This window comes from Candidatus Neptunochlamydia vexilliferae, assembly GCF_015356785.1.
GTDB classification, from domain to species: Bacteria; Chlamydiota; Chlamydiia; order Chlamydiales; family Simkaniaceae; genus Neptunichlamydia; species Neptunichlamydia vexilliferae.
On the sequence record NZ_JAAEJV010000002.1, the window covers coordinates 1 to 17,276 of the forward strand.

The 17,276-nt window shown below is 44.4% G+C and carries 9 protein-coding genes; 4 read left to right on the plus strand and 5 right to left on the minus strand.

All coding sequences use genetic code 11. From position 1 onward, the window contains the following. Positions 1 to 814: 814 nt before the first annotated feature. Positions 815 to 1,942, plus strand: coding sequence for a transposase (locus tag NEPTK9_RS00595; protein ID WP_194846888.1), 1,128 nt, complete (start codon positions 815 to 817; stop codon positions 1,940 to 1,942). Between the two features lie 253 nt (positions 1,943 to 2,195). Here the strand turns inward: NEPTK9_RS00595 and NEPTK9_RS00600 are convergent, their stop codons facing one another. The 4 genes from NEPTK9_RS00600 to NEPTK9_RS00615 form a co-directional block, all read right to left on the minus strand. Next, complete coding sequence (locus NEPTK9_RS00600) at positions 2,196 to 3,545, minus strand: hypothetical protein (RefSeq protein WP_194846889.1); 1,350 nt, start codon at positions 3,543 to 3,545, stop codon at positions 2,196 to 2,198. Positions 3,546 to 3,570: 25 nt separating this feature from the next. Then, on the minus strand, positions 3,571 to 7,233 hold the full coding sequence (locus NEPTK9_RS00605; protein WP_194846890.1) for a hypothetical protein: 3,663 nt from the start codon (positions 7,231 to 7,233) through the stop codon (positions 3,571 to 3,573). Positions 7,234 to 7,410: 177 nt separating this feature from the next. Beyond that, a complete protein-coding gene (locus tag NEPTK9_RS00610) occupies positions 7,411 to 9,771 on the minus strand; it encodes a caspase family protein (protein ID WP_194846891.1) in 2,361 nt (786 codons plus the stop codon). A gap of 276 nt (positions 9,772 to 10,047) precedes the next feature. Then, positions 10,048 to 10,473 (minus strand): helix-turn-helix domain-containing protein, encoded by a 426-nt coding sequence (locus NEPTK9_RS00615; protein WP_194846892.1) that lies wholly within the window; start codon positions 10,471 to 10,473, stop codon positions 10,048 to 10,050. A gap of 160 nt (positions 10,474 to 10,633) precedes the next feature. On the opposite strand from NEPTK9_RS00615, the gene NEPTK9_RS00620 reads away from it, so the two are divergent. Further along, positions 10,634 to 11,863: an ATP-binding protein gene (locus NEPTK9_RS00620; RefSeq protein ID WP_194846893.1), complete on the plus strand. Its 1,230-nt coding sequence runs from the start codon at positions 10,634 to 10,636 to the stop codon at positions 11,861 to 11,863. A 93-nt stretch (positions 11,864 to 11,956) separates the two neighbouring features. On the opposite strand, the gene NEPTK9_RS00625 is transcribed toward NEPTK9_RS00620, so the two are convergent. Then, the gene (locus tag NEPTK9_RS00625) at positions 11,957 to 14,599 is read right to left on the minus strand and encodes a protein kinase domain-containing protein (protein WP_194846894.1); all 2,643 of its coding nucleotides are present in this window, start codon (positions 14,597 to 14,599) and stop codon (positions 11,957 to 11,959) included. Positions 14,600 to 14,614: 15 nt separating this feature from the next. On the opposite strand from NEPTK9_RS00625, the gene trpS reads away from it, so the two are divergent. Together trpS and NEPTK9_RS00635 are read left to right on the plus strand one after the other, a co-directional pair. After that, the gene (trpS, locus tag NEPTK9_RS00630) at positions 14,615 to 15,622 is read left to right on the plus strand and encodes a tryptophan--tRNA ligase (RefSeq protein WP_194846895.1); all 1,008 of its coding nucleotides are present in this window, start codon (positions 14,615 to 14,617) and stop codon (positions 15,620 to 15,622) included. Positions 15,623 to 15,642: 20 nt separating this feature from the next. Continuing rightward, positions 15,643 to 17,274: an alpha/beta hydrolase family protein gene (locus NEPTK9_RS00635; RefSeq protein WP_194846896.1), complete on the plus strand. Its 1,632-nt coding sequence runs from the start codon at positions 15,643 to 15,645 to the stop codon at positions 17,272 to 17,274. Positions 17,275 to 17,276: the final 2 nt, after the last annotated feature.

Here is a 17,276-nt window from a genome sequence, read left to right on the forward strand (position 1 = left end):
TATAGACAGCTGGCTAACAAATGCGTTTTGTTAAGGTTTATTTGGAAGAAAAACGGAATCGTGCACAGGGAGGAGCTTATATGCATTCCTGACACGCCACTAACCAAGTCTTGCGCGGCTGGCGGACACCTCAACTAGGTGGAACAAAAGTTGTGAAGCGTAGACAGGAAGTAAATAGGCCGTAACAAAAGTGAACAGAGTTGTCCCGAAATGGCTCAAGATGTGAGATTATTGACCCTTTATGCAATAAGGGGAAGACAGAACAAAAGCTACGCTTTGATGAGTAGCCGTAGAATCTCCGGGATCTCAGCTGATGGCATGTTTACAAAAGATTGTGTGTGAACGTGGGAGACCCCTACTTGTCGGGAAGCCGTATCTTTCATTCAAGCCCATGAAGCGAGGTGGAAGAGAAGCAAATAGGGGAGTCAGACCGACTGATAGTACTCCGAGTTTAGGAAAGCTAAGCACATGGGGAAGCGGTCGGCAATTAAGGAAACTATCGAAGGAAACATGTTCCCTATGCAATGAGGGGGCGGGTCTTTCGTGCAAAAGAAAGGTAAATACCTCACATGAGAAAAGAAATCGATAGTGTAGCAGAAAGATCAACCTATTCTGTGAGACCTTAATTGAACAGCCCGTTGCCGGAAAACGGCACGGCGGGTTGTGTGGGGGTTGGAGCCGTCCACGGGACGGCTCCTTCTACCCGATAAATTCTGAAAAATCACTATTTTTTCTGGAATTACATGCAAAAAGAAATCCATCCTGGGGTATAGTGTATACTTTACAAACCTAACACAACCCCAGGAGGAGATCAATGTACCACACCCTATCACAGTATTGGAATAAAATTCAAGGCTCTCTTTTCCCCGAGCTTGAAGAGGAGCTTGGTCCTCTTACTGAAAAACAAATGCAGTTAATAAGTATACTTGAAATGGTTAGGATCGAACAATTCTTGACTTCATCCTTTGGCTGTGTAGGCCGACCTCCAAAAAATCGGCCCGCTCTCGCTAGAGCGTTTGTCGCAAAAAGCGTATACAATATGGCAACAACAACAGCATTGGTTGATAGATTGAAGTCAGACCTTTCGTTGTGCCAAATTTGTGGGTGGGAACAAAGAGGACAAGTTCCAGACGAATCAATTTTTTGTAGGGTTTTTGCTGAGTTTTCAGCATCAGAGCTCCCAAAGCGTGTTCATAATGCTCTGATCAAAAAGGTTTATGAAAACCGGATTATTGGGGATCTTTCTAGAGACTCAACATCTATTAATGCTAGAGAGAGGCCTGCCCCGAAAAAAAAGAAAAGCAAAAAAGCAAAGAAGAGAGGACGTCCAAAAAAAGGGGAGGAAGCCCCTAAAGAATTGAAACGCCTAGACCGACAGTTGAAGATGACCCAACAAGAACGGCTGAACGATCTCCCTAAAAACTGTGATGTAGGGGCAAAAGCCAATAGCAAGGGTAACCGGGAGTATTGGATAGGATATAAATGCCATATTGATACAGCCAATGGAGACATCCCGATAAGCTGCCTTGTAACATCAGCTTCTCTCCATGACAGCCAAGCTGCTATACCCCTAGCTGAAGAAACTGCTAGTAAAGTCACAAGCCTCTATGATCTGATGGACTCAGCTTATGACTGCCCTCAAATTATAGAACATAGCAAAAGCCTTGAGCATACTCCAATTATCGATGTAAATCCTCGTCGAGATGCTCTAGCTAAAGCAGAATTTAAAGCAGAAGCAAAAGCCCAAAAAACAGTCAATTGGAAGCCACCAGAAAAAATAAGATATAATCAGCGCTCATCCGCTGAAAGGGTTAACAGCCGCCTCAAGGATGACTTTGGCGGTAGAATGATTCGCGTTAGAGGTAATGTTAAAGTAGCCTGTCATCTTATGTTCGGTATTCTTGCACTGACTGCTGATGCTTTGCTAAATTTGGTTCGTTAAGAAGCTTAAGCTCCTTTATCAGAATACTTCATCCAACAGGAAAGAGCTTCCTCTTGCTCATAAACAGTCAATTTCAACATATATATTTTTTTAATTCGTCTAAACCAAGGCCGGCTGCTCAGCATTCGAGGTTTTTCAGATTTTTACTGATTTATGAACAGTTTTTCCGTTGAATTTTGCAATTGGCTCTGTTGAAAAACAAATTAAAATCTATACCATTTTATGGATGTTAGATTTTTTGTAAATAGATTTGTTACCTCCCCTGAGGGACTAATCTAAAGTCTCTTCTTTCATTTGATTTATTAGTGTGGGTTCCTCTTTTCTCTGCATAGAGTTTCCCATCGCATGAAGAGAGATACACTTCTCGTCCATCCTCTAACGATAGATTCACATATCCTTGCCCAGCTGGTTTAATCCTAAAGGAACGCCTATCTGAGGAAGTATTGGAATAAGTGCCTCTATTTTGTGCATATAGGGTGTGAGTGCTCGCAGACGTAACGTAAAGCTCTCGACCATCTTGCAGTTTGAATTCAAAGTACTCTTTTTGTCCATCTATGGGGACAATCCTAAAGTTTCTTCGTTTCGGATCTGTATTGGTGTGGGTATTTCTCTTTTCTGCATAGGGGGTTCTGTCTGCAGATGAAACATAGAGCTCTCTTCCTGTTGGGAGCTCTAAACACCAAATATAATTTTGGGCCTTTATAGCAAGACTCCTGATTTCACTCACACTGCTCATGTAAGGAGTTTGTATCATTCTAAATGCTCGCCTTGATTCGTCAGTGTTTGTACAAGTATCCCGCTTCTCCGCATAAAACTTATTATCAGCTGAGGAGCGATAGATATCCCGTCCATCACTTAGTGTTAGGCGGACATGACCATCTATTCTAGACTTGGTAATTTTAAACCGCCTCCTTGCAGTAGCTTTATTCGTATGAGCTCCTCTTTTTTCCGCATAGAGCTGATTGTTTCTAGAGGAAACATAGAGGTTTCGGCCATCTACAAAGTCGAACTCAAAAAGGCCGCTTCCGACTTGAGTAACCGTGAGCTCTTTACTTGCATTGGAAGCAGACAGAGAGTCTGAAAATTTAGAAAAAATACTTCCATTACTTTGATATAGATATCCATTGTGTTTCCCACTACTGGATCCACTGCTAAAGACAGCATAACTCCTTGACTTTAACTCATCGATTTGCTCCTGAAGATGCTTGAATTCATCACCAAACCTCTTTTCGATCTTCTCTAAGATGCGGTCCTCTAATTCATCGCCTTTTTTATCGATCTTTTTATCAATGAGTATCATCAATTTTAAGGATTCAATTTTTTTTTGAGTTTCTTTAATCTTTTTTGGCCATATATTAGTTCCCTTTGCGAGGTTTATACTAAATTCAGCAAGGCCACGTCTTGTTTTATACTCGTTAACTTTTTTGAGGCTAGGATATGATGCCCATTCTTTAAGCATCATTTTATCAAGGTGTTTTATTTCTCTTTCAGATTTTTTAATCGAATCTAAAGCTTTTTGATTCCAGTCACTATACCGTTTAAGGTCTTTTTCTAACTGTATAAGTTGCATTTGATTTGAATTTGTTTGTGTAATTGCTGACATAATTTTCTCCTTTTAAATTGTTTGTTTATTGAAGGACTAACTTAAAGTCTCTTCTGTTACTTTCTTTATTGGTATGGGTTCCCCGTTTTTCTGCGTATAGTTTGCCGTCTGCTGATGAGACATAAACTTCTCTTTTGTCCCCGAGCGATAGGTTGACGCAACCTGATTGAGCGGGAGTAATTTTAAATCTCCTTCGATTTGGACTGGTATTTGTGTATGCATCTCTTTCTTCTGCAAATAAGCAATGGCTTGCAGCAGAAGTGATATAAAGCTCTCTTCCATCGTGAAGTCTGAGCTCAAAGTATCCTTCTTTCCCCGATGCAGGATTGATCTTGAAGCTCCTTCTATCACGGGCTTTATTGGTGTGGGTATCTCTCTTTTCTGCATAGGGAATTCTGTCTGCAGATGAAACATAGAGCTCTCGTTCTGTAGGAAGTTCTAGGGTCCAGTACCTCTTTTGATACTTTTTTATCATGGCATTGATCTGACTGGCACGATCCATCAATGGAGTTCTTTCTAGTCTAAAGTTTCTTAAGGAAGAAACTTTATTTGTCTCCTGTCCACGCTTTGCCGCTTTTAGCTTATTCCCTTCTTTTGAAGATATATGAAGCTCCCTTCTATCCTGTAAAGAGAAGGTAAAATACCCACTTCCAGCATAAGTAGCTTTAAATCTCCGTCTTTCAGATTCAGTGTTGGTGTGTGTTCTCCTTGTTTCAGCATATAAGGTGCTATCTGCGGAAGAGATGTAAAGGTTTTTTCCGTTTAAGAGGTCGATTTCAAAGTACCCCTTTTGGTTTCTGACCGGAATGAGTTTAAATTCTCTTCTAAAAGCTGAGGTATTTGTATAAGCATCTCGCTTTTCAGCGTAGGGTATGCTGTCAGCAGAAGAAACATACAGCTCTTTATCCGCTTGATTTCTAAAGCGGAAGAGGTAGTCTTTGCTTTGCTGAATGAGTTTATCAATCGGTGAAGCGGAGTCTATAGACCTAGCGGCATGGTTATTGCTTGACCCAGGTTTATTTATACCAGAAGATTCTGGGTGCTTATAAGAAAAATCGGCTACTTGACGTGTCATAACCTGGGTAAGGATCTTTTTATAAGCCGTTGTTTTTTCAGATTCATGCTCCATAAGTGCTTGTCCAATGGAAGATCTAAGTTCCATAAGCTTTCCCAGCAATTCACGCTGCTGATAAAGAGGGCGGTTGACTTGATGGTAGGTAGGCAAAGGAGCATAGGAAGAATTTCCTTTATCTGGCGAGAAGCTAATAAACCACTGTTTATTTATCCTTCTATATCCACAGTGCGAACCGAGAACACGTTTAAATATATCTTCCCGATCACCCTTTAATGCATTCCCATATCTCAGTGGAAGAGAGCTGGTTTTTTCCCTAATGTACTCAACGATAAAGTTGTCAAAAAAGGGGTGGTTTCCTCCTTTGATTTGTGCTGTAACAAGGTCTCTTGCTTCTTTAAACTTATGGTGACCAGGACCTTCCGCTAAAATAGGAATGATATAGGGAAGGACTCTATCTCCTCCAAGGAGAGTCTGTTGAGCAATTGTTACTTCAATAAGTTTTTGAAGCTGCTTGAGGATGATTGTTGCACGAGCTCCTGGACGACTAGAGAGAAGCTCTTCAAAGGTAAACAGCCTCCCTCCACTTTTTATAAAAGGAAGGTATTTTTGCATTTTTAAAAGAAGCTCAGAAAACTCAATCACTGTTTCTGGAACTAAATAGTTATATAAGTGGTTGTATACATGTTTGGCATGTTCCAATGAACCGATAGCTTTTTGTTCTGCACTTCTGAATCGATCTTCCCTTTGCTTAAGCCCCTTGTAAGATTTCATTGGAATGAGTAGAGGACTAACATCCCGCCTTGGTCCTTCTGTTAGAAGCTCTTTTTTGAAGAAGCTAATCAAAGGCTGCCATACACACTTATCAAACTTAAGATATGCATCAAGTTGGACTTTATTTTCATTTTCACTTGAGATGGCAAAAAACTTATAGTCATGGCTCAGTGCGCTTTCAAATGCATCAACTGCATTCAGTAGCTTTCTTCCATTTTTATCAGTCACCATAAAACGGTGTAGGCCCTCATAGGAGGTAAAGCGTCCCTCGATAAAATCATACTCTTGAGGAGTTACCTCAAGGCCTTTAAAAACTGCATGAGCATCTCGTATTAACTTAAAGTGGTTATAGACGTTTAACCTTATGCCAAAAAAAATGTACTCTTTAATCTGAGAAATCTCTTTTAGAATATTTTTTTCCGTCTGTTCGATCTGCTGGCTGACAAGCTCGATCCGCTTATAAATTTTATGTTGTCCTTCCATAAGTTGATTCAGGGCTGTGAACATTTTCTGCTGGTTTTTCATAATCTTTTGTTGCCCCTCGGAAAGAGCATTTAGCCCTTTAAAGACTTGATCGAATTGGTTCATAATTTGCTTATGGCGGACCGCTGCAACATCAGGCCCTTTCTTTCCTATCAGCCCGAATAGTGACTGGGCTGCTCCCATAAAGTTTCCAGTCATCGCGTGGATAGCAATGTTACCCACTTGCATCCCAACCTCGACCATTTTTCGTGTTTTTGGAGGAATATATGCGCCAAAGGTATCTGCAGCTTGAAGCAAGATAGATGCACCATTCATCGCAAATTGGGCAGTTCTTATCATCTCCCTTTTTTGAACGGCTGCCTCAAGCATTTCTTTTCTATGAGCCTGCTCAGGAAAAGCCCCCGAACGGATTGCCTCCAGTTGCTTTTCCGGACTTAACTCCCCAAACATCATGTCTTTAACAATATGAATTTGCTGAGCATTATTTAAAATAGCTCTTCTATTTCCCTGAACCCCACCCTGAAGTTTTTTAATCTCCTCATAATTACGTTGAACCCTACCATTTATATGATCCATTTTCCTTCCAAAAACATCTATGTTTTTTTGAAGGCTCTGTACTGCTCGATAGGTTTTCTGTTGGGTTTTCATTAGTCCGGTGGTCACTGCTTCTAAGTTACCTACATCGTGCTGTAGATCTCCAATTTGAGCACCGAAGATGGCTCCCATATTCTGCATATTTTTTTGAAGGGATTCAGCTACATACTGCATTGCAACTGGTTGGGCATTTTCATCAAACTCTGTGAGGCTTTTAGAAGGATTTTCTCGAAGAGAAGAGAAGAGCCGTTCTCTTGCTCGCTCACTTTGCTGCTGCTCAGAAAGAGAGGAATCGGCTAAAATCTGGTTGATGTCATTTTGAAATGCATTTTGTTTAGAACTACTTAACCCTTGAAGATGTTCTGCTAAAATATTTTTAGCAGAAGCCTTTCCCCTTTTATCCATTTCATCAATGGCAAAACCCATGATTTTATCAACGCCCCATTGGGCTGCCCCAACAACAACTTTGCCTGTTCCTACTTTTCCAACGCTGAAGGCTTTATTAAGAACCTCTCTTCCTATGTGCATTGGAACCATTGCTATTTCATGATTCCTCATCCGTTTTTTATATTGATCTGCAAACATCTGGATTTGCTCAAGTTCACTTGCTGATGTCCAGTTTCTTTCATTGGCATCTACCTGGGATGCAAATGCGTTGTCTCCATCTCTTTTTTTGACTTCAAAGCAAACGAGTTGTTTGACATCTAGCGAAGCAGATGATTCTATGATCTTCTGTCTATGGTTTGATAAGTTTTCTACTGACATTGCGCGTCTCCTTGTTAAAAAAAAACCAACAATATTAAAAATGTATTTTTTATGTCAACAAATTTCGAAAAAAATCTAAAATAGTCAATATTTTCCCGTTTGGATACTAGAGAAAGTGTGGTTTTGCGAGGAGTTTTTCTGGATTGTTGTAGATTCGGGGTGTAAGTTGAGCTTGAATTAATGCGTAAGTTGTTTAACCATTTGCGAGTGATCCATAGCAAGAGCAAGACTTTGAGCTTGCATAAGAAGGTGGTGTGTCTTTTGGGGAAGCCCTTTGAGTTTGAAGTAGGAAGCTGCATTGGCAAGCGTGTCGATGTGGTGGGCTTTGCTGGGGGCTGTTAGGAGGAAGGCTTTTTTGATATAGGGGCGTGCTTGGAGGGGGTTTTTAAGCTGAAGGTAGGCTTTTGCGAGCGTGTTGTAAATCTGCATAGCAACAGTGGGCTCGCTGAGGAAAGGGAGGTTTTTTTCAATGGTGTCAAGCCAATCTAGATCTTTAGGCCCCCTCTGTAGCTCGAGCTCTAGAAAATTTCTGGCGACCTCGAGGAAGCTGTTGGGGTTCGCGCACTTTTTTGCAGATTCTAAGGCTTTCTCTAGGTGGCGTGTTGCTTGGGACAGCCTTCCTGTTTTAAGGTAGATTTCCCCTAGGTTATTCCACCCTACCCATACATCTTCTGGAATGTTAGACTGGAGAAGGTGGTTGATGCCCGATTCGATCTGTTGGATGCTTTTTTTCACTTCAACCCCTCGAGTTCCATTGATGGTTCCAAGAAGACACTCGATCCAACCGAGCGTTTGGGGATGGGAGGTTTTTTCCTTGACCTCTGACAGTTTTTGGGTGGCTTCTTCCCAGTTTCCTAGAAAATAGTGGGCCATTCCTTGGTGAAAAAGGGCCTCTAGCCCTTTTTCTTTGGAAGAGAGCGTTAGGGATTTTTCAAACTGGCCGAGTCTCCAGAGGAGATGGGCTTTGAGAAGGGGAGCTTGTAGAGGGGAAGGAATATCTAGAAGCTTTTGTGTTAGGGAGAGCTCTCCAACCTCTAAGAGGATTTCGGCGAGGTAAAGGGCGCTAGGGGTGAGGATACGAGCAGAGAAAAATATATCTGCTCCTTCTTTGAGGGTTGAGAGGTCTTTGGAAAGGATCTGAAATGTATTTTTTAGGGTGGTGTCAAACTTGGGCTCATAACCAAAGCACTTGAGAGTCAGAATAAGACTTTGAGCGGCTCTAATGTTGTTGGGTAGCTTTTCACACTGTTTTTTCCAGTAGGATAGGGCTCCTTTTTTATTGAGCTTAAGTTGCTGAGATTCGACAAATTCAAGGAGACAGTTTCTTGGATGACATTCGCCATTTTCATAGAAAGTGAGCCCTATCTCTTCCAAAAACCTTAAGGTTTTTGGTTTGATTTTAAACGCTTTTAGAAAAAGGGCTTCGTCGATATAGAAACCAGCGGAGTAGAAGGCGGCCATTGCCCGCTTTTCTTCTTTAATACTCTGGTTTTTGGGGGCTCCATGCTCTTGGCTGAGAATGAGTGATAGTTCTTTATCGGTAAGAGGGGGAATATGGTACTCGATGTAGTCGGGGGAGCGAAAGGGAGAGGGAGAAAAAAAGATGGCTCGGAGTTGATTTTTCTTTAGGTCAGCGATCACCTTTTTTGCATTTTGAGGATCAGATGCCTCAAAAAGGAGGAGCTCATGCCGCTTCCTCTTTTCAAGAGGAGCGTTTAAGGGGAGAGGGATGGAGTGGATTTTTAGTTGGGCGCTTAGGGGCTCTCCGATAATCCAAAGGTTTTTTTCTGGGTTTTCGGCAAGAAGATCCTGAATTTCTGCATGGACCTCGGGGCGGACAATGGAGTCGTTTTGGATTGAAGACTCTAAAGGGGGAAAAAGGTCGATTTGGTGGACCCCTATGTTATACATCTCTGGTTCTGGAAGCTCTTTTTTTGCCATCTTTTCTCGCGTCATTTTAAAGAGAGCAGAGGGGGAGAGATCTGTTTTTCGAAGTGTGCTAAGGGTCTCGATCAATGCCTGGGTAAAGTAGCCATAGTGGCTTTCTATATCTTCATAGGAGGGGAAGATTCCTGAGGAAAAGAGGCAAAAGAGGTTTTTTTTTGAGTGAAGTGTCCCCTCCACCTCTTCCTTGAGTTTCGGGTTGAAGATCAGGTTGAGCCTTAAGTGACAGGCATCGATAAAAAGATAGGTATTGGTTGTACTTAAAACTCCTATTTTTAGGAGGAGTTCTTCAAGGCTATAGCCTTTTTCTGTTGAAAAGGCTAAGTAAGACTCGGGAGTCGCTTCTTTTGTCCGGTATCCATGCCCACAAAAATAAAAGAGAAGCTGAAAAGGCTCTTTTTTGTCTGCTAAGAGAGAAAGGGATGTCTCTAAACTCTTCTCGTCTACTTTTCCTGTAAGAAGGGTCACATGACTTTCTGGAATTCCCCAGTGGATGAGCGCTCTTGCAAATGTAATTGCATCACTTTCTGCTGCAGGTAAGGGGGCAGTCGGATAGTCAGAGATCCCAATAATGATCGCAAAGGTTGGGGGCATCAATTTTCACACGGTTGAACGCAAATCTATAGAGAGATTAAAGAAACAAAACTTTATTGTGATCAGATTTTCTAGATTTTTTGACTTAAAAAATATCAAAAATTGACATAAAAAATCATGTTTTGATATAAAGTGTGACAGAACAAATCCTAATAGGAGGAGAGTGTCATGAGTGAATATTTTTATCTTCCAAGTGGACAAAGCCAGAGCCAGCAGACAATCTCAACAGATGAGATTATCTTAGGGATGTATGGTGTGTTGATTCAGCCAGAGTTATTAGGTACTGATTGCCAAGAGAGTGTCGAGGAAGGACTTTAGAAATTGCTCTCTTTGAGCGGGTGGGAATTGACTTGCTTGCTCGTAGAGTTTTGAAACGAGTGTCCCTTTTTGCTTGGCATTTAAGGGGCGCTGCAATTGGGAATTTTTCTCTTCTACAAGAACAACGATATCATTGAGGAGTAAAGAGGCATTTTGAGGGTTTTCTTGGGAGCTTTTTTCTTCTTCTTTTAAAAAGGATTCGGGTTGGATATCTAGGGCTTTTGATACCTTCATTAAATAGTCAAGGGTAAGACTCCGTCTCCCTCGCTCGATTCTTCCCACCTTTTGGTGGTCTTCCCCCATTTTTTCAGCAAGCTTGTTGACAGTCAGTCCTCTAGATCTCCGTACTTCTCGAAGCTTTGAATAAATATTTTTTTCTTCCATACTCATTTAGTGAAGTTTTGGCTTCATTTTAAGCTTTTTTGGTTCATTTGTCAATTAGGAATTAAACGAAGTTTAGGGAAACCTGGGCGTTATCAAGAATTTCCTTGGCGATTGAATGAGGTCTTGACCAAAAGTTATATCCATGTGAAAATGGTCAGAAATGGAAAAGTCTTTTACACGGCGTCTTTATCGCCCCTTAATCGAGCATCATTTTAAGGAATACCGCCAAATGGTTTTTCTTATGGGCCCCAGGCAAGTGGGAAAAACCACGCTCTGCCGAACCCTTCCGGGAGTGGCAGAAAGCGATACAGTTTATCTCAACTGGGATAACCTCGATCATCGAGAGCTTATTTTAAAAGGACCCAAGAAAATTGCCGAAGCGATCGATCTAAATAAGGCAAGAAAACATCCCCCTTTTTTAATGCTTGATGAAATCCATAAATATTCGGATTGGAAAACCCTTCTCAAGGGCTTTTTCGATACTTATTCCCACTATGGGGAGATTAAAATTGTCGTGACTGGAAGTGCTCGTTTAGATGTCTACAAAACTGGAGGCGATAGTCTAATGGGACGCTATTTAAGGTATCGCGTTCACCCTTTTTCTTGCGGCGAGCTCATTACCAGCAGCCCCTTTGAGGGAAAGATCCGACCTCCTTCAAAATTAAATGATGATGAGTTTAATGCTCTTTTTACCTTTGGAGGGTTTCCTGAGCCTTTATTTAAAGGAGAAATGGACTTTTACCGGGGCTGGAGCCAGCTCCGACTCCAGCAACTATTCTATGAAGATGTTCGAGACCTTACCAATGTACAAGAGATCAAACAGATGGAACTTTTAGGTGCTATCATTTCTCAACAAACCGGGTCCCTCTGTAGTTATACCTCTCTCTCGAAAAAAGTGCGGGTCTCGATTGAGACAATCCGTCGATGGCTCAATACCCTTAGACTTATGTACTATTGTTTCACCATTCAACCCTGGTCAAAAAATATCACCCGCTCCCTTTTAAAGGATCCCAAGGCTTATTTATGGGATTGGTCTCTTGTTCCCGACAAAGGAGCTCGTGCTGAAAATTTCATTGCCTCTCACCTTCTAAAGACCTGCCACTACTGGACCGATAAAGGGGAAGGAGACTTCGGCCTCTATTTCTTGAGAGACAAAGAAAAGCGAGAAGTTGACTTTCTTGTGACCAAAAATGATATTCCTTGGTTCCTTGTTGAAGTTAAGCAGTCTAAACAGAGTCTTTCTCCGGACCTTACCTATTTTTTTAAGATGACAGGAGCAAAGCATGCCTTCCAAGTCGTTATGGATGCTCCTTATGAGGAAGTCGATTGCTTTAGCTACGATCGCCCCATAGTGGTTTCTGCAAAAACATTTTTATCTCAACTTGTTTAAAGTAAGTGATTTGACCAATTTCTCATCCATATGAAATTAGTCTTGACCATTTTCATATGGATGAGAAATTGGTCAGGGTGGAAATTTTAAGGTCTAGAAAAAATTGAGAGAAACCTGGGCGTTATCAAGAATTTCCTTAGCGCACGCCTCATAATGGGTCCCCTTCTCTGAATTTCCTAGGCAGTGGTGGTAGAGAGAGAGTTGCTTATAGAGCTGGAACTTCTCCCAGACAAAGGCGTTTTTCATCCAGGGATCGAGGTATCCTTTAAGGAAGTGACCTAGGAGGGCTGGAGTGGGAGGGAAGGGGGTCTCTAGAAGGGGCTCGAAGTGGGCAAGGGCGGCCTCCTCTCCTTCGGTGAGAGCGAGGTAACACCCTTGGAGCATAAAGTAGATCGAGGAGGGGTCCTCAGTGGGCTTGTTTTTCAGCTCTTTGGCTGCTTTTTTGGGGTCTCCTTTGAGTAAAGCTTCCCAGGCAGGGGGAAGGGGAATGTCCAAGGTGAGTTTTTTTTCGTCGGGGTACTTGGTTTTCAGGATAAAGTCGATCAGCTTCGGATAGCCGAGCTCTTGCAGGGCACGGAGGGCATTTTCCAGGAGGAGGAGACGGTGTTTGTAGTCTTTGGGAAGGGGATGGGTCAATTCGTAGAGGCTGGAGGGGCGGGCAAGCCAAAAGGCAAGGTTAATGGCGGTGTGGATCTCCTCTTCTTTTTCGTCGGCGCCACTTGGAAGGGGGGCGATAAAGGGGAGTTCTTCCCAGCTCATCTTAAGATTTTTGATCAGCCGCTTTGTTTCGGCAAGGTGGCAGATGCGGGGAAGGTGGCGGAGGGCGAGGAGGGCAAAGGCATAAGCCCCCATCCGGTTTTTTTGGGCTGTTTCATGGAGGCGGAAAAGGATGTGCTCATCAAGAACATGGCGCAAAGGGTGCTTCGGAAACTTCCGAATGGCGAGCTCTAGACATTTGACCTCTTCTTCGAGATTTCCTTCTGCTTGGTAGACAAGAGATTTCCCCAGATATTCCAAAGGAGCTCCGGGCCCTTTGTAGAGCCGTTCAAATTCGTTGAGGGCACTTTCTAAATCGCCTTCTTGGATAAAGGCATAGCCTGCGCGGAAGATCGCCTCTCGCCCTTCAGGGCGCCCCTTAAAGGAGTGGGCAATTCGGCGGTACTCGGTGATCGCCCGCTCATAATCTTTGTTGAGGAGAAAGGCATCGGGGATGGAGAGGCAGTTAATGAGGACATTTTGACTCCCGGTTGAAAGTTCGATCGGGGAGATCTCAAACTCGGTATCTTTGGAGACAATTCCAAAACGGCCGCCAACAAGGGGAACATGGCTCGTATAGGAGAGCTTTTGCTCCCCATTAATGGTGAGGGTGATTTGGTTCTCTTGCCGCTGGGCTGCGATGGTGTAGGGGACCCCTGGCTCTAAAAAGAGATCATCGATGCGGGAGACCTCGATATTATCGCGGAAGAGCTTGGCACCTGGGTTTTCTTTTGAGCCGATCCAAAAGAGGTACCCCTTTTGTAAACTCTGTTGTCCACTGTTTTCGGGAACGCACATGAGAATCCCGATTCCGCCCCCTTTTTCTTCGATCTGGATCTTTGTTTTGACCTGAATATTTCCTGAATAGGAGGCTTTGGAAAGGGTGAGGAGGATCCACTCCATCACCCCTGCGTAACGGGAAATGGCCATCTGCTTGGTGAGCATGACCGTTTCCTGAAACTCCCAATCTTTTTCTTCATGGATGTTGAAGGTTTCGGCGGGGACCCAGTCGGGACGTCCTTGAATGTAGAGTTGAAGCTCGTTAATGATTTCTCCTACTGAATCGAACCGCTTTTCTGGGTTGGGGTGGAGGCAGCGGTGAACAATCCGACAGAGCTGCTGAGTAATGTCTCGATAGGGAGCCTCTTCTTGGGGATCGATCCGGGGTTCCGCCCCATGTTTCATGAGCTGCTCGCGCCACGCTTTAATCGTGTCGGGCCGCCTGTAGGGGACATGAAGGGTAAGCATAAAGTGGAGGATGACTCCTAGAGAATAGATATCGGTTTTAATCGATGCGGGCTCTTTAAAGGCTCGTTCGGGGGCCATATACTCGATCGTTCCGGCAGCACCGCGGGGGTTGGTTTGCCCTTCAGCGCGGGGCGCATCTCCATTCTCTTCTTCAGGGTTGTAAATGTGTGTAGCAACCCCCCAGTCAAGGATGGTCACCTCGTTATGCTTTCCAATGATGATGTTGCCGGGCTTCAAATCGCGGTGGATAAATCCTTTCGAATGGGTATACTCAACCCCTTGGCAGATATTTAAGAAGACGAGCATGAGTGAGGGGATCGAATGTCCCATCACGGTCGGGGGAAGTCCTTGCTGGTCGGCAAGGCGGGCTTTAATGAGGATCATTTGCAACGTCTCTCCCTCTAAGAAGGGCATCGTATAGTAGAGGTCCTCTTCCGACTCGCACAGCTCATAGATAGGAATGATCGCGGGATGGGCAAGTTGTGCGGGGATCCGCACCTCTTTTTTAAACCGGATGCGGGTTTTTTCTTTCCCTCTCCGTTTCGGAGCAATCCGTTTAAGAGCGACTTTTCGATCGCAGACCGGATCGTGGGCCAAAAAGACCTCTCCCATCCCTCCCGAACCGATCATTTCAAGGAGGGTGTAACGTCCTAATTGCATGGGGAACTGATACTCATCTGCCATGTCAGCACCATACCAAACACTTTCCCCTTTATTCAAACGAAAAGTCATGCTATATTCCGTTTCATGGCAAAAAAAGAGATAATTCTAACCGGTGACCGACCCACAGGCCCCCTCCACTTGGGCCATTTTGTCGGCTCCCTCCGCTCCCGCGTCGAGCTGCAAGAAAGCTGCGACCAATATGTGATGATCGCCGATATGCAGGCGCTGACCGACCATGCTAAAGAGGCTGAAAAGGTGCGGGCAAGTGTCTTTCAAGTGGCCCTTGACTACCTCGCTGTTGGGATCGATCCCGCCCAGTCAACCCTCTGTATTCAGTCATGCATCCCCGCCCTTTCTGAGCTCACCATGTACTACCTTAACCTCGTCACCTGGAACCGCCTGAAGCATAACCCCACCGTGAAGCAAGAGATCGTCCAAAAAGGGTTTGGAGAAAGTGTCCCCGCCGGCTTTATGACCTATCCGATCTCCCAAGCAGCTGACATCACCGCCTTCCGCGCGACCCTCGTTCCCGTTGGAGAAGACCAAAAGCCCATGATCGAGCAGACCAATGAAGTGGTCCGCGCTTTTAACCGCACTTACAAGTGCGACGTTTTAGTCGAAGCCAAAGCGCTTATCCCCAAAATTGCCCGCCTTCCCGGAATCGACGGGCAAGCCAAAATGAGCAAATCACTGAATAATGCGATCTACCTGAGCGATGGTCCCGATAAAGTTGCCAAGAAGGTGAAGAAGATGTACACCGACCCCAACCATTTAAGGGTGGAAGACCCCGGTAAGGTCGAGGGAAACCCCGTCTTCAGCTATCTCGATGCCTTTGGAACCGACCTCGAGAAAATTGCCGAGCTTAAAACCCACTACGAAAGGGGAGGATTGGGTGATGGAACGGTCAAAAAATATCTACTAGAAGTCTTCCTGGAGTTCCTCGAGCCGATCCATAAAAGACGGGCCAATTTTGAAAATGATGAGGCCGGTGTCATGGAAATTCTTAAAAAGGGGACCGAAAAGGCTAATGAAACCGCCTCCAAAACACTTTCTGCTGTCAAAAGAGCAATAGGGGTTGACTACTTTCTTTAAAAGTTTTTATAATCGGTGCCATGAATGTGCCACCCGTTGATTCAGATCCGCCTCTTATTCCTCCGGAGGAGATAGATCAAACTCCTCAACAGGAAGAGGTTAAAGAGATTTCCTCGACCTCAGTTTTTCATGTTGAACTCAAGGCAATTATTGCAACAGGTGGTTCTAAAGAAATTTATATTTCTGAGCTCAAAAAAGCGTTTGGTTCGACGCTGATCGACCGGATTATTGGGACAGGTTTAACCAAAAAATGGCCTGAAAATCTTGAGCGGAAGCACTGCATCGAGTTTTTAGGAGCGATTGGCCATCAAGTCACTCTAGATGACTTAGAGGAGGCCTTTGCCCAGATCAAAAGTGGAAAGATCACCTGGACCATTTTGCACCAGGTGCAGATGCCCACCCTTCGTTTATGGTGGAATACCAATTTTCAAGGGCTTCCCACCTACTGGAAAAATCAGATTTTAACCCTATTTAGAAATGGAACTCAGGTCCTCTTGCCAGAGACAGAACTTCCCTTGGGGGCAGAACTCTATCGGACCGGAACCCATAGATATGGAAACGTTGCCTATACCCACTATGACCACCTTGTGCGGCAGCTTGCAAAAAAAGGAGACCGTTCCCGCGCTGAGTTTTTCTTAGCGTCGCGCGAACTCATTGCAAAAAGAATTGCCTACACGAGACCTGAAAATGTCCATGATGGAGCTTTGGTGCCTATCTTTAGAGAAGAGAAGGGGAAGCTGGTCTATTACAAAGTGGCGGGTCAAGTCCACATGAAAGGGTTCCACGCCTACCTCTTTACCCCTCTTGTTTCCGACCCCAAGGATCCCGCGATTCTCGTCTATCGGGGAACTCAGGGAGCAGCAAGTGTGCAGCGCGATCTCGATCCAACAGGGGTGGGGAAAAGCTCTTTTCTTAAGATGGCCCCTCAGGTGCGGGCAATGCTGGAGAAAACAAACTCTGAAAAGTTAGAGGTGATCGGCCACTCCCTAGGCGCTGCCGATGCCAGTCGGACAGTTGCCTTTCTTCTCGACCCGACAGCAAAGTGTCCTTTTAAGCAGATTTCCCTTTATGCCTATTGTGCGCCCAAGCTCGATATTGCAACGATTGAAGAGTGGCGGCGTCATCTAAAAATTGCCCAGCTCCTAGAAAAAAGACCGACCATCGAGTTGAACTTTGCGGAGCATGAGAAGGACTTTGTGACCTGGACGGGGAGTTCGAATCTCACAGGGGAGGAGAGCACCTTTGTCCATACCAACTATCTTATTGTCAGTTCTAAGTCGGGCAGCGCCAAAAATCACCATACCCGTCCCTTTTTTAAAGAAGGAAATTTTGACTTTGAGACCGATAAACGGACCTTTCGGCTTCTCCAAAGTTTCCCCCATGGGGAGCTTGCTAAACATATCGCCGAACTCGAACGGATCAAAACCACCCATCCCTGGCTTCTCACCCTTAAGGGGCTATTTTTTACCCAGCCCTCTCAAGAAGAGCTTGAAGCGCGCATTGCTGAGATGGAAAAGGCCCGTAGCCAAGTGCAGTCGATCGAAAATGGGCAGTCTTGGATGGTCTGGTCGGCTGGCCGGGCTGCCGACTATACCGTCCGCGCCTTTGGTTACTATACCTTCCGCGGTATCCGTGCCATCACCGGAGGTTAAAG